This is a genomic window from Runella aurantiaca (assembly GCF_003339505.1).
GTDB classification, from domain to species: Bacteria; Bacteroidota; Bacteroidia; order Cytophagales; family Spirosomataceae; genus Runella; species Runella aurantiaca.
In genome coordinates, this window is the sequence record NZ_QPIW01000016.1 from 44,643 (window position 1) to 66,540 (window position 21,898).

A 21,898-nucleotide genomic window follows, 5' to 3' on the forward strand; every position below is an offset into this window, starting at 1 on the left:
ATATAATTAATTATGGCATCTTTATCTACAACCAGCATTCAGCGACCCGTTTTGGCGGTAGTTATGTCGCTGATTATCATCATTTTTGGGTTGATTGGGTTTTCGTATTTAGGGGTGCGGGAGTATCCTAGCGTAGACCCACCCGTGATTAACGTCGGGACGAGTTATACGGGAGCCAACGCCGAAATCATTGAATCGCAGATTACGGAGCCGTTGGAAGAATCGATTAACGGTATTTCGGGAATCAAGACCCTGACCTCGTCGAGCCGCGACGGTCGTAGTAATATCACCGTCGAATTTGATTTGGGGGTTGATTTAGAAACCGCCGCCAACGACGTTCGCGACCGCGTTTCTCGTTCGTTGGGACTTTTGCCGCGCGACATTGACCCGCCGATTGTTTCCAAAGCAGATGCCGATTCCAACCCCATTTTCTTTCTGAACGTTAAGAGCGAGAAACGCTCGATGCTCGACCTCAACGATGTAGTGGACCGACAAATTAAAGAGCGTCTGCAAACCATTGCGGGCGTAAGTTCGATTCAGGTATGGGGAGAAAAGCGCTACTCGATGCGTTTGTGGATTGACCCGCTCAAACTAGCGTCGTATCGGCTCACGGCCATCGATGTGTTGAATGCCTTGACCAAACAAAACATAGAATTGCCGTCGGGAACCATTGAAGGCGCTTCGACCGAGCTTACGGTGCGTACGTTGGGCCGTTTGACCACGGTGGAGGAGTTTAACAACTTGATTGTCAAAGAAGAAGCCGACCGAGTAGTTAAATTTGTCGACGTAGGCCGTGCTGAACTAGGCCCCGAAAATGAGCGCACGCTCATGCGCCGCGATGGTGTGCCGATGGTGGGAGTGGCGGTAGTACCGCAGCCGGGTGCCAACCAAATTGCCATCGTCGACGAGGTTTATAAGCGTTTTGAACAAATCAAAAAAGAACTACCCGCCGACATCGTGCCCGCTATTGGGTTTGATTATACCCGTTCGGTGCGCCGCTCTATTGCCGAAGTGGAAGAAACCATCATCACCGCTTTTATTTTGGTGGCGTTGATTATCTTCATCTTCTTGCGCGACTGGCGCAGTACACTGATTCCGCTGACGGCTATTCCCGTGTCGTTGATTGGTACGTTCTTCCTGATGTACATCATGGGCTTTTCAATCAACGTCTTGACCTTGCTCGGAATCGTGCTTTCTATCGGTCTGGTGGTAGACGATGCCATTGTGGTGTTGGAAAACATTTATACCAAAATTGAGGAAGGAATGTCGCCGTGGGATGCCGCAATTACGGGTTCCAAAGAAATTTATTTTGCCATTATTTCTACCACTGTTACGTTGGCGGCGGTGTTTTTGCCGATTATTTTCTTGCAGGGTGTCACGGGCCGATTATTCCGAGAGTTTGGAATTGTGGTAGCGGGTTCGGTAATTATCTCGGCTTTTGTGTCGTTGACACTGACGCCGATGCTGAGTTCAAAACTGCTCAAGACGCGCCATAAACAACCTTGGTTGTACCGCGTTACGGAGCCATTTTTCCAGTGGCTCAACGGCGCTTACGAATCATCGTTGGCGGGTTTTATGCAGGTGCGTTGGTTGGCGTGGGTGTTGATGGTCGGCTTTATCGGTATTATTTACGCGTTGTTCAAATACGATGCCATTCCGTCTGAGTTGGCTCCGATGGAAGACCGCCGGGGATTGAGGGTGTCGCTGACTTTACAGGAAGGTGCTACGTTTGATTTTACGGATAAATACCTCATGGAATTTGCCAAAGTGGTGGAAGATGAAGTTCGTCCCAACGAGCGGGATGCTTTGATTACCATTACGGCACCCGGTTTTTCTACCAATGCCACCAACACGGGTTTTGTGCGGGTGGTATTGAGCGAACCTGAGCTGCGGCAGCGGTCACAAATGGAGATTTCTGATGCGATACAGGCAAAAGTGAAGAATATTTCGGGCGCAAAGTCTTTCGTTATTCAGGACCCTACGATACAAACTGGACAACGTGGTAACAACTTTCCCGTGTCGTACGTGATTCAGGCAACGAGTTATGAAAAACTGCGGGGTGTGATTCCCGAACTCATGAAGCGCGTCAATGAAAGTTCGATGTTTGTAGGAACGGACGTAAACCTCAAATTTACAAAGCCTGAAATTCGACTGGAAATTGACCGCGACAAAGCTCAAAACTTAGGCGTTTCGATTCAGGATATTGCCCAAACGCTGCAATTGGGGCTTTCGGGACGTCGTTTTGGGTACTTCCTGATGAACGGCAAACAATACCAAATCATTGGGCAAATCGACCGTGTTGACCGCAACGACATCATGGATTTGAAATCGTTGTTTGTAAAAAGCAATCGGGGAGAATTGATTCAGTTGGATAATTTTGTCAAATTGACCGAGCAAAGTTCTCCGCCGCAGTTGTTCCGTTTCAACCGCTCGTCAGCCGCTACCGTAACCGCAGGTATGGCCAAAGGCGTGACGCTGGGCCAAGCCCTCGACGAAATGGATAAGATTGCGAAATCCGTGTTGGACGATACCTACACCACGGCCTTGGACGGACAGTCGCGCGAGTTTAAAGACAGTTCTTCATCGCTTTTGTTTGCGTTTGGTTTGGCGCTGGTGCTTATTTATCTGATTTTGGCGGCGCAGTTTGAAAGCTTCATCGACCCTATCATTATTTTGTTGACGGTACCCTTGGCGGTTTGCGGGGCTTTATTGTCGCTCTGGGATTTTAGCCAAACCCTCAATGTTTTCAGCCAAATCGGTATCATTACGTTGGTGGGTCTGGTCACTAAAAACGGTATCTTGATTGTGGAGTTTGCCAACCAGCAGAAAGAAGCAGGGCTTAACAAACTGGAAGCGGTCAAAGCGGCCTCAGCGGCGCGTTTCCGTCCGATTATTATGACGAGTTTGTGCGCGATTTTGGGGATTTTACCCATTGCGTTGGCGTTGGGTGCAGGTTCCGAAAGCCGCGTTTCGATGGGGATTTCGGTAGTAGGAGGGTTGTTGTTCTCTACTATTCTGACCTTGTACATCATCCCGGCCATTTATTCCTATTTGTCATTGAGTAATAAAAAACATTCTGATAAAGCCGCCCCTGAAAAACTGATGGCGGAAGAAGCGTAATAGTGCTGTTATTCCATACCCTTTCTTTAGAGCCTCTGCGGAAACGCAGAGGCTTTTTTTGTGGGAAAGCACATTAAAAATGTTTTTTCTTCGTGGGAAGATAGTAATATTGCGGCTTAAGCAAAATGCCAATTCTGTGAAACAAATTCTCATTATCAACGGCCCTAATCTTAATCTGCTGGGCAAGCGCGAGCCAACCATTTATGGCAGCCAAACATTTGAAGAGTACTTCCAAACCCTCCAAACCCTGTTCTCAGACGTAGAACTGCACTATTTTCAGTCTAACCACGAAGGAGCACTGATTGATAAAATTCATGAGGTCGGTTTTACGTTTGACGGAATCGTGCTGAATGCAGGGGCTTATACCCATACTTCGGTGGCCATTGCCGATGCCCTATCGGCCGTCACGACGCCCGCCGTGGAGGTACACATTTCCAACGTTCACGCTCGCGAAGCGTTTCGTCATCATAGCTACCTGAGCAGTCGTGTCAAAGGGGTTATTGTGGGTTTGGGGCTGAAAGGGTACGAATTGGCGGTTAGGTACTTTGTATAAAATCGAGAGAAGGGAACCGAAAAATTTTAAACTGAAAAATGCAAAACCGCAAAATTTTAAACTGTAAAATCATAAACTGATAAATGCTAATGCCTTGATTGCCTGTGCGCTCGGTTGCTCACAGCCGAGCAGCGTATTTCAAATACCCTAAAATTTATGCCCAAATGCATAAAACCGCAAAATTTTAAACTGCAAAAGGTAAATTGCTGTGTAAAATGACGTCTAAATCCAAATAAAAAGATGTCTTACATTTTAAAATGTCAGTAATGAACTACCGAAAGTTTGATTTAGAAGAACGGTTGATTGATTTTGGGGTTTTAATCATTGAAGCGAGTGAAAGGTTGCCCAAAACGGCTGCTGGCAGGCATTTGGCTGACCAACTTCTCAGGTCAGGAACGGCGCCAGCGCTTGTGTATGGCGAAGCGCAGGCCGCTGAATCAAAAAAAGATTTTGTTCATAAAATGAAGATTGCGCTCAAAGAACTTCGGGAGACGTCTATAAACCTTCGGATGTTGTTGAAAGCGAATATGCTCATTGACGAACCTTTGCTAAGTGAATCGCGTCAGCTAGTTGCTATTTTTCAGAAAAGCGTCGATACGGCAAAGGGAGGAGAGACATAAAAGCAGGAACCGCAAAACCGATGAACCGCGAAATGATAAACTGAAAAAGTGACGCTTTAGAAGCGGGAACCGCAAAACCGATGAACCGCAAAAGTGAAGCTTTAGAAGCAGGAACCGCGAAACCGCGAAACCGAAAAATGATAAACTGAAAAAGTGAAATGCCCAATAAGTTTTTACAGTTTCACGGTTATTATTCCCCTTTTACATTTTGCAGTTTCTCGGTTTTACAGTTTTACGGTTATTATTCCCCTTTTACATTTTGTAGTTTCTCGGTTTTACAGTTTTACGGTTATTATTACCCTTTTACATTTCACGGTTATTATTTCCCTTTTACATTTTACGGTTTCTCGGTTTTACAGTTTTACGGTTATTAATTCCCTTTTTTCTCATTATTCAATATGATTACCTTTTATCCCGGTCCTTCAAAGGTATATCCACAGGTGGAAGGGTATCTACAAGATGCCTTTCGTTCGGGGATTTTGAGCATGAACCACCGCAGTCAGGGGTTTATGGAAGTATTGCGGCAAACCTTCCGCCTAATGCACCTCAAACTCAATATTCCCGAAGATTATTCTATTTATTTGGTTTCGTCGGCGACAGAAGCGTGGGAAATCATTGCCCAATCGCTGACATTGCACCATAGCGCCCATCATTATAATGGTGCTTTCGGCAAAAAATGGTTCAGTTACGCCTCGCATATTGTGCCGCAAACGTCGGGTTCGCTGTTTCCGATTGAGCAAACGCTCACCCATCATTTATTTGAATATGAAAACGATGCGGTCAGGGCAAAATTCAATCGTCAGCGTTTGCGCGACTATGAAGTGCTGTGCCTGACCCACAGCGAAACCTCCAACGGAACGCACATCCGAATGGAAGAATTAGCAAAAATTCGTGCGATGACTGATGCCCTCATTGCAATTGATGCCACTTCTTCGCTGGGGGGCGTGGCTTTTAATTGGACCTTGGGCGATATTTGGTTTGCTTCGGTTCAAAAGTGTTTGGGGCTTCCTGCGGGGTTGGGCATCATGGTGTGTTCTCCCAAAACCCTCGAAAAAGCGCGGCAAGCCAACGACATTCTGCGCTACAACAGCCTACTTTTCATGCACGAAAATTTCGAAAAATACCAAACGCACTATACCCCGAATACCCTCGGGATTTACCTGCTGATGCGTGTCATGGAGCAAGTGGATAATATACAGGAGGTAGGCGCGAGGAGTGAGGCGCGGGCGAAGGCTTGGTATAGTTTTCTGGAAAATGAGACCGATTGGCAGCCCTTGGTTCAAAATCCTGCTACGCGCTCCGACACGGTCATTGCCGTAAAAGGAGAGCCAGAAGCGGTTTCTGTCGTTAAAAAAGCGGCGCTTGCGGCGGGAATTACGCTCGGAAACGGTTATGGCGAATGGAAAAATAACACTTTCCGCATTGCTAATTTTCCCGCCATTGAGGACGAAGAAGTGGCGATGCTAAAAACGTTTTTGAAAAGAAAGAATTAGAACATATTGCACGCCTACAAGTAACTGTAATATGTAGAATGAGAAATATCAACACAAGTTACTTATACCCAAAGAATTTTAATCCCCTCTAAAAAACAAAGACCTTCTAATAACGTTATGTATGTGCAGCGCTTTTCTCGGCAAAGACGGAGCGACGTTTGAAGTTTCGTTAAATGTTCTTTTCCCAAAACTGGAAGTTTTTAGATGGTCAATTAGTTGACTGTTAGTTTATTGTGAATTTGGGGCGCAAGAATTTAGGGTTTGCATCATTTAAGTTGGCGAATCGTTAGTTAATTCATTAATAACCAAGTAACTTTAAGCAAATCATTGAAGGTTCGTCCGCTTTTTTTGCTTTTAGAAAAAGGTAACAGTTAAGGCAAGCTCAATCATTCAATATTTTTTCTCATGCTTTTTTAACAGTAAACCAAATAAGATGATACTCACACTAGAAAATTCAGCCGTGCTTGCTATCGGGTTACTCATAATGATTTTTGATATTTGCAATCCGTACGCACGGCTCAGCAAATCGCTTGCGCTCATTCCAATCCGTCGGTAGTCACCCACGGTATTGTTACCTGAGCGTTAGGGCCTGAAACACACCCCTTACTGCGGCTTTTGACACCAAAGCTGGCAACACTAAAAACCCGCAAAAGCATCGTTTTTGCGGGTTTTTAGTGTTTAAATAATGCCAAATCAGGAAAATTGGGTGGTTATCGAATCACCGTAATATGGAATTTTGTACTAGCTAGGTCGATGGGGGCAGCGGATACATTGTTAAATTTTACCGAAACCGTATTGGAGGCAGAAACCCAGGCGTAGGCGATGATGATGCCATTGGTCAGGTCAGTATCCGGTGAAATATAGACCGTGGAGCCAGTCTGGGCGTTGGTCACGGTAAATGTTTGAGAAAAACTACCGCCGGCAGCAATGCTCGGCAAATCGGCCGCCTCGCTGATTTTGATGATTTCGTCAAGGGCACTTCCGTTCGTTCCAATTTTTACGGTGCCGCTTACGTCCAACTTAGCGGTGGGTGTAGTAGCAGTAAGACCAATGCCCACATTACCATTGGCAAGGATGGCCATACGGGTGGTATTGCCGCCCGTGCGGAATTGCATGCTTTTGGTTCCTGCTGGGTTATAAATGATTCCGCCGCTCACGCCGTTGGAGGGTAGCCCAAAGGTGATGCCATTTTCGCTGGCTTCGGGGGTCAGGAGAGAAATATATCCGTTTCCATTTTTTTCGAAAGTTGCGATGGCGTTTGGGCTTGGGGCAGCGCTCGATTCACTTTCAAAAACGTGCAGAAAAGATTCTGGGGTAATATTTCCAATGGCTGTTTTTCCATTTTTTAGCATCAGTAACCCGTTCCTGCGGTTTAGCTCATTTTGGCCCGACCCAATCGTAAATAGGGGGTCGGTACTTACCCAAGTGCTGGCCTCTGCGAAGGGAAGAAGGTTAAAAGAACCGACCACCGTTGAATAAAACGAATTGGCATTGACACCGTTGCCGATGGCACAGGCGTTGGTGCCAGAAGCCCGCGTATTTTCACCAAAAGCAATGGTATTGGACGTGCCGTCAGAAATGGCGTTGAATCCCATCGCAATGTTGCCCCGTCCTGTGGCCATTGAATTATAGCCTGATGCAAACGAATGGAGTCCGATGAAGGCTGGGTCCCAGTTGGTGTTATCGACGGAGCCGCACCGGAAAGCGCTCCGGGAGGGAATCCACATCATGCGTGTGCCGCCGCCCGACACGGGAGCCGTGGGAGGATTGGTAATGTTGGTGGCCAACCAAGCCACGGTGGCGGGGTTGTTTGACCAAAATCCGCCTGCGTTAGTGTTTTGAATTTCGTTGCCCGCAGCCCCTGCTACTTGCCAGAGAGAAGACAGTGGTGCCCAAGAGGCATTGCCAGCAGCGTCTGTTCTTAAAAAGCGGCCTTCGGCCTCACCGATATTGGTTAATTTTATGCCATTGGTAACGAGGGCATTACCGCCCACCTGCAACGTAAATGGCGTGGCGTCAATATCGCTGATTTGGCGGTTGATGCCCACGCGGTCGGTCGAAAAATTACCGCCAATCAATGGGTTAGTTCCGCTGGTATTTTCGATGTACAGTTTATTGTCGCCCGTTTCTAGTCGGCCCGCATTGGCGCCGATCATGATGTTGCCACTGCCAATTTTGGAAGAAGTACCGGTGCCGCCGCCCGCTCCACTCCCGATGACGGTGTTGTTGCCGCCGCCCCCAAAATTCATGGCCGAATGACCAATCGCCACGGTTCCCGCCCCGCTAGGAGCAAAAGAGCCAGCGCCGTTTCCGATAAAAACGCCTTGGTCGGTATCAGTGCTTCCCCCGCTCAACGTCCGATGACCGATGGCGACGGTTCCGCCGCCCCGGTTGTTTTCCATCGAAAAATGCCCGATGGCCACGCTGCCGCCGTCCTGCGTGATGCCACCCATGGCGCGGGTACCGATGGCGATATTGAGCGCTGCGCTGGTGGTGTTGTAATTGCGGAGGGCTTCAAAACCAATGGCCAACTGCGAAGCATTTAGCAAGTCGCTGGAAATAAAGGCTTTAGAGTATGTCATTAGGGCGTCTTTGCCGATGGCAATGTTTCTTTTGGAATTTATATTGTTTTTCAGCGCATTTTCACCCATCGAGATATTGGTCGTATCTTCGGCCGTACTGAGGGGCAGGCTACCCCTGATTCCGTTGGGACTGATGGTGATTCCGGCATTGGTTTTTTGTATGATGTTGATTTGGGAATAAACCGTTGAACTCATCAACATATAAGCGCAGACGCAGAATACGAGCTTTTTCATCGAAGTAATTGGTTTGGTTCAAAAGTATGAACTATACCAATCAGCTTCAACTACTGAAATAAGTAGGTAGGCTGCTCGATCAGAGAGTGGTTATGGGCATTTAAAAGGTGAATAAAACCTTCAAAAGTTTTTTTTATTCTTTCCCGAAAACCCGTTCAAAAAACTCCACTTCGGGGATTTCCCGTACTTTGCCGGGCTGGAGGGTATCGAGGGCTAGGTTTTCGATTGAAATCCGAATCAGGCGCAAACAGCGGTGCTTTACGGCGGTCATCATTTTGCGGATTTGACGAAATTTGCCTTCTGTCAGGGTCATCAAGAGCCACGTGTGCGGAATATTGTCGGGGTATTCCCAGCCGCTTTGAAACAAATTGGTAGGTTTTTCAATGATTTCCGCTTCGCAGGGAGCCGTTTTGTAGATTCCGTTGTCTTTGACCCGAATCACCACCCCGTTTTTGAGTTCTTCCAGCGTTTCGGGTTTTACTTCCCGATACACCTGCAATAAATAGGTTCTTCGGTGCGGTTTTTTACCTTTAAAGAGCAGGTGAGTAATTTTTTTGTTAGTCGTTAAAATCAATAAACCCTCAGAGTTGTGGTCGAGCCGGCCGATGCAATGCGTGCCTTCAGGAAAGGGATACCCTAAATCGCCTAACATGGGCCGACCCTCCACGCCCGTAAACTGGGAGTGCATATCGTAGGGTTTGTTGACAATAAAATAGCGGTGCAATACAGGAATCATGGAGCGTGTTTTTTTGCTATCTTTTTTCAAAAATTGATAGCTTTGCACAAAACAAATAATAATTAACGAATCCTCTTTAATTCCTAACGCAAGTCCCCCAATATGGCTTCATTCAAAATAGCAGGCGGTCGTCAGATGAAAGGTGAAATCACCCCGCAAGGTGCCAAAAACGAAGCACTGCAGATACTTTGTGCAGTGTTGTTGACGAAAGAACCTGTTACGATTCATAATATTCCCAACATCCGCGACGTAAACCAACTCATTGATTTATTGGGTGATTTGGGCGTAAAACGCACCCGTTTGAGCAACAGCTCCATTCGATTCGAAGCCTCTGATGTGCATCTCGAATTTATGGAAACCGAAATGTACCGCCAAAAAGCGGCGGCCCTTCGGGGTTCGGTGATGTTGTTGGGACCGATGTTGGCACGTTTCAAAAAGGGCCGTATTCCGCGTCCGGGTGGTGATAAAATCGGGCGTCGGCGCTTAGATACGCACTTTTTAGGCTTTGAACGCTTGGGCGCAAAGTTTGACTATGACCCCAACGACGGCGGTTTTTATCAAGTAGATGCCAGCGGATTGCACGGTACTTATATGCTTCTCGACGAAGCCTCCGTAACGGGTACGGCGAATATCCTGATGGCGGCGGTCATGGCCGAAGGCATCACCACGATTTATAACGCAGCTTGTGAGCCGTACCTTCAGCAGTTGTGCAAAATGCTCAACCGAATGGGCGCAAAAATCAGCGGCGTTGGGTCAAATTTACTGACCATCGAAGGGGTATCATCTTTGAATGGCACCGAGCACACCATGCTCCCCGACATGATTGAAATCGGTTCGTTTATCGGGATGGCCGCCATGACGAAGAGCGAATTGACCATCAAAAATTGCTCCATCCCTGATTTGGGCGTTATTCCCGGCGTTTTTCAAAAACTCGGAATCCAGATGGAATTTCGCGGCGACGATATATTTATCCCTGCGCAGGAGCATTACGAAGTTGAATCATTTATCGACGGGTCTATGTTGGTGGTGGCAGATGCGCCTTGGCCTGGGTTTACGCCAGATTTGTTAAGTATTGTGCTGGTAACGGCTATTCAGGCGAAAGGAACGGTATTGATTCACCAAAAGATGTTTGAAAGCCGCTTATTTTTCGTCGATAAACTCATCGAAATGGGTGCTCAGATTATCCTTTGCGACCCGCACCGCGCTACGGTCGTGGGGCTAAATAGAGCTACGCAACTTCGGGGTATTCGCATGACTTCTCCTGATATTCGGGCGGGGGTATCGTTGTTGATTGCCGCCATGTCGGCGCAGGGAGTGAGCATAATTGATAATATTGAGCAAATAGACCGTGGGTACCAAAACATTGATACGCGCTTGAATGCCATTGGAGCAGAGATAGTGCGTTTGTAACGAGCTTACAAAATCTGAAATACATCATGGGGCAGGGGATAAATCAAAAACTGTGGTTATTGTCATCGTTGGTATTGACGGTTTGCATCGTGGCCTGTAAAAAGGAAGACACGGTTTTGCCATTGCAAGCGTTGGGGTTTGACGGCAAAACGGCCCTCGTTTTGCCGTCGGGTAGCCTTCGTATTAAGTTTAATCAGCGTGTAACGTGGAAAACAACAGCGGGAACGGCTACGCAAACGGCCCAAGATTCTTTGGTTTATACCGCGCCGAGTGTGGTAGGAGCGCAGCGAATTACGGTCAAAAGTGAAGACAATGTCAACGACAGCTTGGTGATAAAAGTAGTCGTTACGCCGCGCGCCGATGTGCTACGACCCTTGCAAAAAGGAGGGTATGTTTTGGTATTTCGGCACGCCGCGGCGGATGTTGGCTCGGACCAAACCAACTCGACAGTGGCCAACTGGTGGAAATCTTGTGATTCAAAACTGGCTCGCCAACTCAATGATTTGGGTAAAAAAGAGGCGGAAGCTACGGGTAAAGTATTGAAAAATCTGGAAATACCCGTTAGCAGGTTATTTTCTAGCGAGTTTTGCCGGTGCTTTACCAGCGCCGACTTGATGAGCCTTGGGGTGCCGACGCAGCAAACCAAAGAGTTGACCTATTACGTATATGAAGAAGCGAAGCGGTATGAAAATATGATGAAATTGGTTGATAGTCAGGTTATAGATGTCAACAATACGGTGTTGGTAGGGCATACGGGATTTATGGGGACATTGCCATCGCCCGCGCCGCTGGCAGATCTTAACTGGGGCGATGCGGCCGTGTTTCAATCGGTTGCGGGTCAGCCTGCTCGTTTTATTGCCAAGATAAAAGTAGCGGAGTGGACCGAATTAGCACCGTAATAATCTTACAATTGCTCGGCTCATTGACCGCTAACCTCTGTAACCTCACCCCACCTAACGAATGAAATATCGCTACCGTGCCTTAGCTTTTTTGTTTGCACTTTCGATTATTACCTTTCTTGACCGCGTTTGTATGAACGTGGTCAGTAAGTACGTAAAAGCTGATTTAGGCTTAAACAATGAAGAATTTGGCTGGATTTTGGGCGCATTTTCATTGGCTTATGCTTTGTTTGAAATCCCGACGGGGGCCATGGGTGATTCCATTGGCCCCCGTCGCGTGTTGACCCGGGTGGTGTTGTGGTGGTCGGGTTTTACCGCCCTGACGGGCACGGCTTTCAGTTTTTTTTACCTGCTAGTGGTGCGCTTTTTGTTTGGCGTGGGCGAAGCGGGGGCGTATCCCAACGCCACGATTGCCATTTCGCGGTGGTTTCCCGCCGTTGAAATCGGTCGCGCACAATCGGTAATTTGGGCGGCTGGTCGCATCGGTGGAGCGCTAACGCCCTTGTTGGTGATTCCGCTGGTTCATGCGGTGGGCTGGCGCTGGTCGTTTGTGGTGTTGGGGGGTGTGGGAGCAGTTTGGGCGTTGGCTTGGTACGCTTGGTTTCGCGACGAGCCCGCCGAAAAAGAAGGCATTTCGGCCGAAGAAGTAGAAGAAATCGAGATTGGCCGTAATATCAAACGCGCCGACCACGCCATTCCGTGGAAAACCATCATTCTCAATCCAGATATTTGGGCGCTGATGCTTATGTGCCATTTGTTTTTTTACGGCGCGTATTTCTTTACCAACTGGTCGTCAACTTATTTTCAGGAAGGGCGCGGCATGACCGAAGACCAATCCAAAAATTTTATTTCTCTGTCGTACTTTTTGGGGGCCATCGGCTGCGTAACGGGTGGACTGATGAGCGATTTTTTAACCAAAAAATACGGACTAAAAATCGGACGCCGCGCCGTAGCCATCACGGGTTTGGGCTTATCAAGTATCTTCTTTCTGGCGGCTGGGCTTACGCCTGATAATCAATTGGCGGGTTATTTATTGGCCATTTGTGTATTGACCAAAGATTTGGCGTTGCCTGTATCTTTTGCGGTCTGTGTCGATATTGGCAAACGCAATGCAGGAACGGTAGCTGGTTCGATGAACTTTGCGGGTCAAATGGGCGGTTTTTTCATTACTATTATTTTCGGCTCAGTGGTAGAAAGCACCAAAAACTTCAATATTCCGCTGTACCTAATTTCGGGATGTCTGTTTGTAGCTGCATTGCTATGGTTCAAAATTGACCCAACCAAGACGGTGGATTTAAAAAAAGCGTGATAATCATATCATTATGAAAAAAATACTGCTGTTAACGCACATTTTAGCAAACTGCGTTCTGTTATCCTTTGCTCAAAAAAGATCCGTTGATGTACTAATTAAATCGGGTAGCCTGATTGAAATTCAGACGGGCAAAATCCTTACCAAGAAAATCATTGTGGTGAAAGGCAAGGAAATCGTGGGCATTTTTGATGAAGCACAGGCCAAGAATTTTCAGGCAAAAAAGGTAATTGATGCCACGGGCAAGTTTATCATTCCGGGGCTTTGGGATATGCACGTACATTTTGGGGGAGGGGATACGCTCATTCAGGAAAATAAAAACTTGTTGCCTCTGTACGTGGCACATGGCATTACAGCGGTGCGCGATGCCGCGGCTGATTTGAGTCCGAGTGTTTTGCAATGGCGCAAAGAAATTGCCGATGGTATGCTTTTCGGCCCCACGTTGTTTACTTCTGGGCCGAAGTTGGAAGGTTATAAGTCGACGTGGATTGGTGACATTGAAGTAAGTACCAAAGAGGAAGTGAATAAAAGTTTGGATTCACTGCAAAAAATGAAAGTGAATTTTATCAAAATCACCGACAACGCCATCAAGCCCGAGATTTATCTTTATATTTTGGCCGAAGCCAAAAAACGAGGCATTAAAACCTCTGGGCACGTACCATTTGCTTTGACGATGGACGAAGTGTCGGCGGCAGGGTTAGGTTCGGTAGAGCACATGAGCTACGTGCTAAAGGCAGGCTCCACGCGGGACAAAGAGATCTCTGAAAAAGTAATGGCGGGAAAATTGGCGTACCGCGTTGCGCTTCCGATGGCCTTACAGAGTTTTGACGAAAATACCGCAATGGCGGTGTATCGACGCATGGCCAAAAACGGCACCGCTGTGGTTCCCACCCTAAGTATTAGCCAAAGTACCGCATTTCTGGACCAAGACAACCACCAAAACGATGCGTATTTGCAATACATCGGCAAAGGGCTCAAAAAGACTTACGAATGGCGCGTCACACGCGCGGCGCAGGACAGCCCCGACGCCATCACCGAGCGTCATGAGATATATTTTAAAACGACTTCTTTGTTGCCTTTACTCCTGAATGCAGGCGTGACCATTATTGCGGGTACAGATGCGGGTTTTCTGAATTCGTACGTATATCCAGGATTGGGATTACATAAAGAACTGGAGCATTACGTCAAAGCGGGCTTGACACCGTTGCAGGCTTTGCAATCGGCGATTATCCCAGGACCTACATTTTTGAATCAACCTCAATACGGGAACATTGCGGCGGGAAAAAGCGCCGATATTGTTTTGCTGAATCAGAATCCTTTGGAGAATATTGAAGCAACGCAGGCGATTAATACGGTGATTCTGCGGGGTGAAGTATATGACCGCAACGCGCTTGATGCCATTTTGGATGAAGTAAAAAAGAAGGCCAAATAAACTCCCCCGAAAATCGGTACGTATAATAAATTAAGCGTGGTTATGACGCACAAAAAGCCGCCGGTTGGTTCAGCCTGCGGCTTTTTGTTGTACTTTTAAGCCTTACTCACAGCACGCTTATGAACACAGAAATTCTCTCTCGCATACAGTTTGCTTTCACCATTGCTTTCCATTATATCTACCCTCCGCTGAGCATTGGTTTAGGGGTTGTTTTGGTCATTATGGAAGGAATGTACCTCCGCACTGGCAAACAAATCTACGAACAAATGACCCGCTTCTGGATTAAGATTTTTGCCTTGATTTTCGGAATCGGTGTCGCCACGGGCATCGTCATGGAATTTGAATTCGGCACCAACTGGGCGGTGTATTCGCGCTACGTCGGCGATATATTTGGTAGTGCGTTGGCGGCCGAAGGGATTTTTGCCTTTGCGCTCGAATCGGGTTTTTTAGGTATTCTGCTTTTCGGTTGGAATCGTGTAAGCCCAAGGGTGCATTTTTTTTCTACAATTATGGTGGCTTTAGGGTCGATGTTTTCGGCCATTTGGATTGTGGTAGCCAACTCTTGGCAACAAACGCCGGCGGGGTATCGTATCGAAGGCGAAGGCATGAAAGCGCGGGCCGTTATCACCGATTTTTGGGAAATGGTCTTCAATCCTTCAAGCGTGGACCGCCTTTCGCACGTTATTATCGGTTCTTTTTTGGCGGGTTCTTTTTTGGTTTTGAGCGTCAACGCGTATTATATTTTACGAAAACGTCACCTCGAAATTGCCAAAGCAAGTTTTAAAATCGCCCTGACGGTGGCCACCGTTGCTTCGTTGATGCAATTGTTTACGGGCCACCGCTCGGCCGACGGTGTGGCCAAACACCAACCTGCAAAACTGGCCGCTTTTGAAGGGCATTATGATTCATCGGCCGTGGCGGATATGTACTTGATGGGCTGGACCAACGCCGACAAACGAGAAATAACGGGTTTGAAAATTCCCGGAGGTTTGTCTTTCCTGCTTCATCAAAATTTTACAACGCCCGTAAAAGGATTAGACGCTTTTCCCAAAGAGGACCGTCCTTCTTCCCGCGCCGTCAATGTCGTATTTCAGACCTATCACCTGATGGTTGCCATCGGGATGGCGTTGATTGGTCTTTCATTATTGGCGGTTTTTTTATGGTGGAAGGGGAAATTATTCGAACAGAAATGGCTGCTTCAGTTGTTTGCGTGGTCGGTGCTATTGCCCCAAATCGCTAACCAGGTCGGCTGGTATTCGGCCGAAATCGGGCGGCAACCGTGGGTGGTGTACGGTTTGTTGCGTACGTCAGATGCGCTGTCGCAGTCTCTCAAAACGGGACAAGTATTGTTTTCTTTGATTATGTTTACTCTCGTTTACGCGCTTTTGTTTGTCTTGTTTTTGTATTTACTGAACAAAAAAATCAAGCACGGCCCCGTTGATACCCACTCCGAAACGATTCCTGATTCTTCAAAACGTGATAACCCGATTTTAAACTGATGGAAACAATACTCGGTCTTGATTTGCCCACTTGGTGGTTTTTGGTCATCGGTGCGGTGTTCAGCGGTTACGCAATTCTGGATGGTTTTGACCTCGGAGCGGGGGCTTTGCACCTGTTTTTTAAAAAAGAAGAAAGCCGACGCATTGCGCTCAACGCCATCGGGCCTGTGTGGGATGGCAACGAAGTGTGGTTGGTGATTGGCGGTGGGGCACTTTTTGCGGGCTTTCCCGTAGTTTATGCCACCATCTTGTCGGCGCTGTACGAACTGTTTATGGTGTTTTTGGTGATGCTTATATTCAGGGCTATTTCCATCGAATTTCGTTCCAAAGAGCCGATGCTCTGGTGGCGTAGGCTTTGGGATATATGCTATAGTGCCTCCAGTATTCTGCTGGCGTTGGCGTTGGGATTGGTCTTGGGAAATGTGATTCAGGGGATTGCAATTGACAAAAACTACGCTTACCAAGGCACCTTGCTTAATTTGTTTAATCCGTATGCGTTGTTGGTGGCGGTCACTACACTGGCGTTGTTTATGATGCACGGAGCCATTTATTTGGTGATGAAAACCGAGAATCGCCTGTACGCCAAACTCACGATTTTGGTCAAAAATACCACGAATTTCTTCGTGCTGATGTTTGCCATTACGTCGTTGGCTACGCTGCTCTACATTCCACACATGATTACGCGCTACAAAGAAGTGCCTTATATGTTTGCCTTTCCGGTGTTGGCTATTTTGGCAGTGGCCAACATTACCCGTCAGATTGCTTATCGGAAGTACTTTTTTGCCTTTCTCTCGTCGGCGTTTGTGACGGCTATGTTGATAATTTTGGTAGCGGTTGGACTTTTTCCAAACATCATTTTGTCGACGATTGACCCCGACCTGCACATTACGGTTTATAATGGTTCATCTACCGAAAAATCGCTCAAAATCATGCTCACCTTTGCTGCCATTGGAGTGCCGTTGGTGGGTGTTTATACTTCGTTTGTGTTTTGGACTTTTCGAGGTAAAGTAAAATTAGATGAGTCGAGTTATTGAAAAATAGGGCTTCAGAACAACGGCTGATTTGTCTTTTGCTACGTTTTAATTCACAATTCTTCCTCTTTAATTTGAAGTTTTTGTGGTGGATTTTAAGTGGTTTTATGTTTGAAGAAACATTTCTTTAAACTCAACTTAACGCCATGAAAGCTACTACTATTCTTACAGTTTGTTTGCTGCTGTTTATCGGCTCAGTATTTGCTCAATCAGTTACCATCAATCCCGCTGCACTGGATTTGCCCCGAGTAGCCTCACTTCCAAGTTGTTCGGCGTCGACCAAAGGAAGAATGGTGTACAACACCACCGACAATAAAATGTATTATTGCAACGGAACCGCTTGGATAAACACCGAAGTAGCAGGCCCTCAAAATGCACCAGCGTTTGGAGTTGCCAATATTGGTGGGCTAAACATTGAAACCAGTGGGACTACGATTGTCCCCTTTACAACAGAATCTTACGACATTGGGAGTAACTTCAATTTAGCCGCAGCTGGAGTAGACCCTAACACATTTATAGCCCCTTTTGATGGTATTTATCACTTTGACGCGTACGTTTCGTTGAATATTTCAGGTGCAACAATCATTAGCAGTAATTTTGCGAATATTCAATTATTGGTTAATAATGCGGTGGCAACCCAAGCGAGCTATATTCCAGTGGCAAATTCTAATTTTATTCTTCAGATTAGTCGTGATTTAAAATTGGTGGCTGGCGACAAAGTAAAAGTGGCTGTCTTTGAAGATGTTGCGGGGACCCAGTACCTAAAAATGGGGGCTTTAATGTGTACGTTTAGCGGACATTTAGTGACTAAATATTAAGGGTTGGACGAAGTTTTTACCCAAGTCTTTTTAGCTTTGTAGCATGAGCAAGTCGTTTTATCAATTACTTTATCAAAACGAAACCCTATACCGGGTACACGGGGAGACTCCCGTCAGTGAATTCGTGGAAGCAATATCTTCTTCTTCTGTGATTGCCGTGGAGGAGCCTGCTGTTCCACTTGCTCCCGTTTCAGTTCCTAAGGTGAGCGCCCCGCCTGCTTCAACTTCAGTTCCTTTGCCGACGCTCAATCATCAGATTCTAATTTTGGTGGACGAAACGCCGGCGATGTCGGCTGGTAATACGATTTTTCTGGAAAAAGTACTGAAAGCGGTCAATTTGAACCTCGAAGGCGTGGATATTCTCAATCTGGCAGGGGCAAAACAAATGGATTTTAGGCCGTTGCTGCAAAATAAAACAGTTCATCATTTTATTTCTTTTGGGGTGCCGTTCATCAACATTAACCTCGAAATAATGATGAACCGCTACGACCCTAAACGCATTTCGGGCGTCAACTTTTTGTTGGCCGAGTCGTTGGATATTGTCCAGACCGACGATAAAAATAAACGTGCTTTGTGGGGCGCCCTCAAGAAAATATTCATGGGATAACGCCTTTCCTTCTTTTCATTTACTTCTTCTTGATTTTATCAAAATGCGCTGTATTTTTGTTGCATAACAGTATGCAGGCAGAGTATTGTTTGCTATCCTCTTTCTACTTTTTAAACGACTAAAACCCACATGGCCGAAGCATTTATTTATGACGCCGTCAGAACCCCGCGCGGACGCGGCAAGTCGGACGGGTCGCTGCACGAAGTGCAACCGATTCAATTGCTCACTTCCGTTTTGAAAGAAATACAGCAGCGTAACCAATTGGATACCAGCTATGTAGATGATGTGATTATGGGCTGCGTAACGCCCGTGGGAGAACAAGGTGCAGACATATCCCGTACGGCCGTCATTGAAGCAGGCTATGCCGAAAGTGTGGCGGGCGTGCAGCTGAATCGCTTTTGTTCGTCGGGGTTAGAGGCAATCAACCAAGCCGCCGCTTACGTGATGTCGGGTCAGGTAGATATGATTGTGGCGGGCGGTGTAGAGTCCATGAGCCGCGTGCCGATGGGCACCGACGGTGGTGCTTTATTTATGAATCCGCAGATTGTGGCGCGTCATAAAATTGTTCCGCAAGGAATTTCGGCCGATTTAATCGCCACTAAATACGGTTATTCCCGCACTGACGTAGATACGTTTGCGGCCGAATCGTACCGCAGAGCGACGGAAGCGCAAAAAGAGAATCGCTTTGCGAAATCACTGGTTGTCTACAAAGACGAACTCGGTATCACCCTGCTCGACCGCGACGAAGGCGTGCGTCCGGGAACAACCGTAGAATCGCTTGGCAACCTAAAGCCCGCTTTTGAAATGATGGGCAGCATGGGTTTAGATGCTTTGGCGCTGATGAAATACGCCGAAGTCGACAAGATTAACCACGTTCACCACGCGGGTAATTCCTCCCAAATCGTCGACGGAGCGGCGGGTTTGCTGATAGGCTCTAAAGAAATCGGTGAAAAATTAGGTTTGAAACCCCGCGCCAAAATCAAGGCATTTGCCATCGTCGGCTCTGAGCCGACGATCATGCTCACTGGCCCAGTACCTGCCACCCAAAAAGTGCTTAAAAAAGCAGGAATGAGCATTTCTGACATTGATTTGTTTGAAGTAAACGAAGCTTTTGCCGCCATTCCGCTCTTTTTTATGGAACAATTGGGCGTTGACCACGCTAAAGTCAACGTTAATGGGGGCGCTATTGCTTTGGGTCACCCGCTGGGCGCGACAGGCGCGATTATTTCGGCTACGCTCATTGACGAACTGGAACGTTCGGGTAAGCAATTCGGCCTTTCTACGCTGTGCATTGGTGGAGGAATGGGAATTGCGACGATTTTTGAGCTGGTATAACCTCATCCCCCGATCCCTTCTCCTCAAAACGAGGTTAATTTACAACATTATGACAATCAACTACACAATTAGTAACAACATAGCAATCCTGAGCTGGAACATGACTAGCTCGCCCATGAATGTCCTGAACGACGAATCGGTGCCTGCCTTTGCGGCGGCGTTGGAAAAAGCGTACAGTGATTTTGATGTTAAGGGAATTATTATCACTTCTGACAAGCCCGAATTTGTGGCGGGAGCGGATTTGAAAATGATTTTACGGAATCAGAACGAAAATCCTACCGAAATCCTGAAAATCTCGGTAGAGCTTAATCAACTTTTTCGCAAAATAGAAACCAATGGCAAGCCCGTCGTGGCGGCCATCAATGGTACGGCTTTGGGCGGAGGACTGGAAATCTGTCTGGCGTGCCATTATCGGGTGGCTTTGGATAACCCTAAAACTAAACTTGGGTTGCCAGAAGTGAAAGTAGGGTTATTGCCGGGCGGTGGCGGTACGCAGCGGTTGCCCCGCATGATTGGGATGCAGGCGGCGCTACCGTTGATGTTGGAAGGCAAAGAACTGACGCCCAAAGAAGCACTGGGTTTGGGTATCGTTGATGCCGTTGCGGGTACGCGTGAAGAAATGCTCGAAAAAGCAGAGGCTTGGATTGTGTCGAATCCCAAACCCGTAAAACCATGGGATGAAGTCAATAAGAAAACGGGTAAAATTCAGGCAAAAGACAATTTTAAAGTGCCCAATGGCGCGGTTTTAAGCCCCGTAGGAATGCAAACCTTCACGGTGGGTACGGCCATGATGATGGACAAATCCAAGGGAAATTACCCGTCTACGCAACACATCATGTCGTGCGTGTATGAAGGATTATTGGTTAATATCGACCGTGGAATTGTGATTGAATCGCGGCATTTTGTGCAGGTAGCCACGTCCAAAGTAGCAGGGAATTTGATTCGGACCATGTTTCTGGGCCTTAACGAAGCCAATAAAGGAGCCAGTCGTCCGAAGGATATTCCGAAGACGGATGTGAAGAAACTCGGTATTTTGGGGGCGGGAATGATGGGCGCGGGCATCGCCTACGTGAGTGCGGTGGCGGGCATTGAAGTAGTGCTGAAAGATGTAAGCCTCGAAGCGGCCGAAAAAGGCAAAGATTATTCTCGGGCGTTGCTCAAAAAAGCCATCGAACGCGGCAAAATGGACAGTCTCAAGGCCGAAGGAATCCTGAACCTTATCAAACCTACGGCCAATGCTGCTGATTTACAGGGCAGTGAGCTGATTATTGAGGCCGTTTTTGAAAATCGAGACTTAAAAGCCACCGTCACCAAAGAAGCCGAACCCATGTTGTCAGAAGGTGGTGTTTTTGGTTCTAATACCTCTACTTTACCCATTACAGGCTTGGCCAAAGCCTCGGCAAATCCTAAAAACTTTGTAGGAATTCACTTTTTCTCACCCGTTGATAAAATGATGTTAGTGGAGTTGATTGTTGGGAAGGAAACTTCCGATTATGCCTTGGCCGTGGCGGTGGATTATACCCGTAAAATCAGAAAAACTCCCATCGTGGTCAACGACTCACGCGGGTTTTATACTTCGCGGTGTTTCGGAACCTACACGTCGGAAGGCATGGAATTACTCAAAGATGGAGTGAATCCTGTATTGATTGAAAATGCGGGCAAGTTGGCAGGAATGCCCGTGGGCCCCTTGGCCGTGACGGATGAAGTGGCGTTGGATTTAGTGTATAAAATCTCGGGACAAGCGGTGAAAGACGGTGTGTTGGCCGACACCGATACGAGCTACCAAATCGGGAAGCAATTTACGGAGATGGGACGCTTGGGTAAAAAAGCCAAGGCGGGTTTTTATGAATACCCAGATGGCGCTCAAAAACAGCTTTGGTCGGGACTCGCAGACTTATTTCCCGTGGCGTCGCAGCAACCTTCGTTGGAGGAAGTTAAAACGCGTTTGTTGTATCGTCAGGCGCTCGAAACCGTTCGTTGTTATGAAGAAGGAGTCATTCGTACCAAATTAGATGCTGATTTAGGCTCCATTTTGGCGTGGGGTTTTCCACCTTATACGGGCGGCACGCTCTCTTTTGTGGATTTTGTAGGCATCAAAACCTTCGTAAGTACCCTCGACCGCTTAGCCGATACGTACGGTGAACGTTTCCGTCCCACTCAAAAACTGCGCGAAATGGCGGCAATTTCCTAAAACCTACTGCCATAGGGTTGTCATTGTGA

Annotated in this window: 16 protein-coding genes; 14 read left to right on the forward strand and 2 right to left on the reverse strand. The window is 47.2% G+C overall.

The annotated features are described in order from the left end of the window. Nucleotides 1-12 precede the first annotated feature (12 nt). From DVG78_RS18405 to DVG78_RS18420, 4 genes are all read left to right on the forward strand, one after another. The gene (locus DVG78_RS18405; protein ID WP_114462519.1) at nucleotides 13-3,120 is read left to right on the forward strand and encodes an efflux RND transporter permease subunit; all 3,108 of its coding nucleotides are present in this window, start codon (nucleotides 13-15) and stop codon (nucleotides 3,118-3,120) included. A 136-nt stretch (nucleotides 3,121-3,256) separates the two neighbouring features. Beyond that, nucleotides 3,257-3,673, forward strand: a complete 417-nt coding sequence (gene aroQ / locus DVG78_RS18410) for a type II 3-dehydroquinate dehydratase (RefSeq protein WP_114462595.1) — start codon at nucleotides 3,257-3,259, stop codon at nucleotides 3,671-3,673. Nucleotides 3,674-3,939: 266 nt separating this feature from the next. Beyond that, on the forward strand, nucleotides 3,940-4,293 hold the full coding sequence (locus DVG78_RS18415) for a four helix bundle protein (protein WP_114462520.1): 354 nt from the start codon (nucleotides 3,940-3,942) through the stop codon (nucleotides 4,291-4,293). 398 nt (nucleotides 4,294-4,691) lie between these two features. Continuing rightward, a complete protein-coding gene (locus DVG78_RS18420; RefSeq protein WP_114462521.1) occupies nucleotides 4,692-5,786 on the forward strand; it encodes an aminotransferase class V-fold PLP-dependent enzyme in 1,095 nt (364 codons plus the stop codon). A 710-nt stretch (nucleotides 5,787-6,496) separates the two neighbouring features. On the opposite strand, the gene DVG78_RS18425 is transcribed toward DVG78_RS18420, so the two are convergent. Next, nucleotides 6,497-8,602: a hypothetical protein gene (locus tag DVG78_RS18425; protein WP_114462522.1), complete on the reverse strand. Its 2,106-nt coding sequence runs from the start codon at nucleotides 8,600-8,602 to the stop codon at nucleotides 6,497-6,499. Between the two features lie 133 nt (nucleotides 8,603-8,735). Continuing rightward, nucleotides 8,736-9,338 carry a pseudouridine synthase gene (locus DVG78_RS18430; RefSeq protein WP_114462596.1) on the reverse strand — a complete coding sequence of 201 codons (603 nt, stop codon included), beginning with the start codon at nucleotides 9,336-9,338 and terminating at the stop codon, nucleotides 8,736-8,738. Nucleotides 9,339-9,440: 102 nt separating this feature from the next. Here DVG78_RS18430 and murA point away from each other — a divergent pair, with 102 nt between their 5' ends. From murA to DVG78_RS18480, 10 genes are all read left to right on the forward strand, one after another. Further along, nucleotides 9,441-10,748, forward strand: a complete 1,308-nt coding sequence (gene murA, locus DVG78_RS18435; RefSeq protein ID WP_114462523.1) for a UDP-N-acetylglucosamine 1-carboxyvinyltransferase — start codon at nucleotides 9,441-9,443, stop codon at nucleotides 10,746-10,748. 26 nt (nucleotides 10,749-10,774) lie between these two features. Next, complete coding sequence (locus DVG78_RS18440; RefSeq protein WP_114462524.1) at nucleotides 10,775-11,647, forward strand: histidine phosphatase family protein; 873 nt, start codon at nucleotides 10,775-10,777, stop codon at nucleotides 11,645-11,647. Between the two features lie 61 nt (nucleotides 11,648-11,708). After that, the gene (locus tag DVG78_RS18445; protein ID WP_114462525.1) at nucleotides 11,709-12,956 is read left to right on the forward strand and encodes an MFS transporter; all 1,248 of its coding nucleotides are present in this window, start codon (nucleotides 11,709-11,711) and stop codon (nucleotides 12,954-12,956) included. Between the two features lie 13 nt (nucleotides 12,957-12,969). Beyond that, nucleotides 12,970-14,388 (forward strand): amidohydrolase family protein, encoded by a 1,419-nt coding sequence (locus tag DVG78_RS18450; protein ID WP_114462526.1) that lies wholly within the window; start codon nucleotides 12,970-12,972, stop codon nucleotides 14,386-14,388. A gap of 119 nt (nucleotides 14,389-14,507) precedes the next feature. Further along, nucleotides 14,508-15,887 carry a cytochrome ubiquinol oxidase subunit I gene (locus tag DVG78_RS18455; protein ID WP_114462527.1) on the forward strand — a complete coding sequence of 460 codons (1,380 nt, stop codon included), beginning with the start codon at nucleotides 14,508-14,510 and terminating at the stop codon, nucleotides 15,885-15,887. After that, nucleotides 15,887-16,921: a cytochrome d ubiquinol oxidase subunit II gene (gene cydB, locus DVG78_RS18460; protein WP_114462528.1), complete on the forward strand. Its 1,035-nt coding sequence runs from the start codon at nucleotides 15,887-15,889 to the stop codon at nucleotides 16,919-16,921. Before DVG78_RS18455 ends, cydB begins: the two co-directional genes overlap by 1 nt. Nucleotides 16,922-17,064: 143 nt before the next feature. Next, nucleotides 17,065-17,736 (forward strand): C1q-like domain-containing protein, encoded by a 672-nt coding sequence (locus DVG78_RS18465; RefSeq protein ID WP_114462529.1) that lies wholly within the window; start codon nucleotides 17,065-17,067, stop codon nucleotides 17,734-17,736. Nucleotides 17,737-17,779: 43 nt separating this feature from the next. Further along, a complete protein-coding gene (locus tag DVG78_RS18470) occupies nucleotides 17,780-18,343 on the forward strand; it encodes a hypothetical protein (RefSeq protein ID WP_114462530.1) in 564 nt (187 codons plus the stop codon). 129 nt (nucleotides 18,344-18,472) lie between these two features. Beyond that, nucleotides 18,473-19,678, forward strand: a complete 1,206-nt coding sequence (locus tag DVG78_RS18475) for an acetyl-CoA C-acetyltransferase (protein WP_114462531.1) — start codon at nucleotides 18,473-18,475, stop codon at nucleotides 19,676-19,678. 49 nt (nucleotides 19,679-19,727) lie between these two features. Further along, nucleotides 19,728-21,869: a 3-hydroxyacyl-CoA dehydrogenase NAD-binding domain-containing protein gene (locus tag DVG78_RS18480; protein ID WP_114462532.1), complete on the forward strand. Its 2,142-nt coding sequence runs from the start codon at nucleotides 19,728-19,730 to the stop codon at nucleotides 21,867-21,869. Nucleotides 21,870-21,898 lie beyond the last annotated feature (29 nt).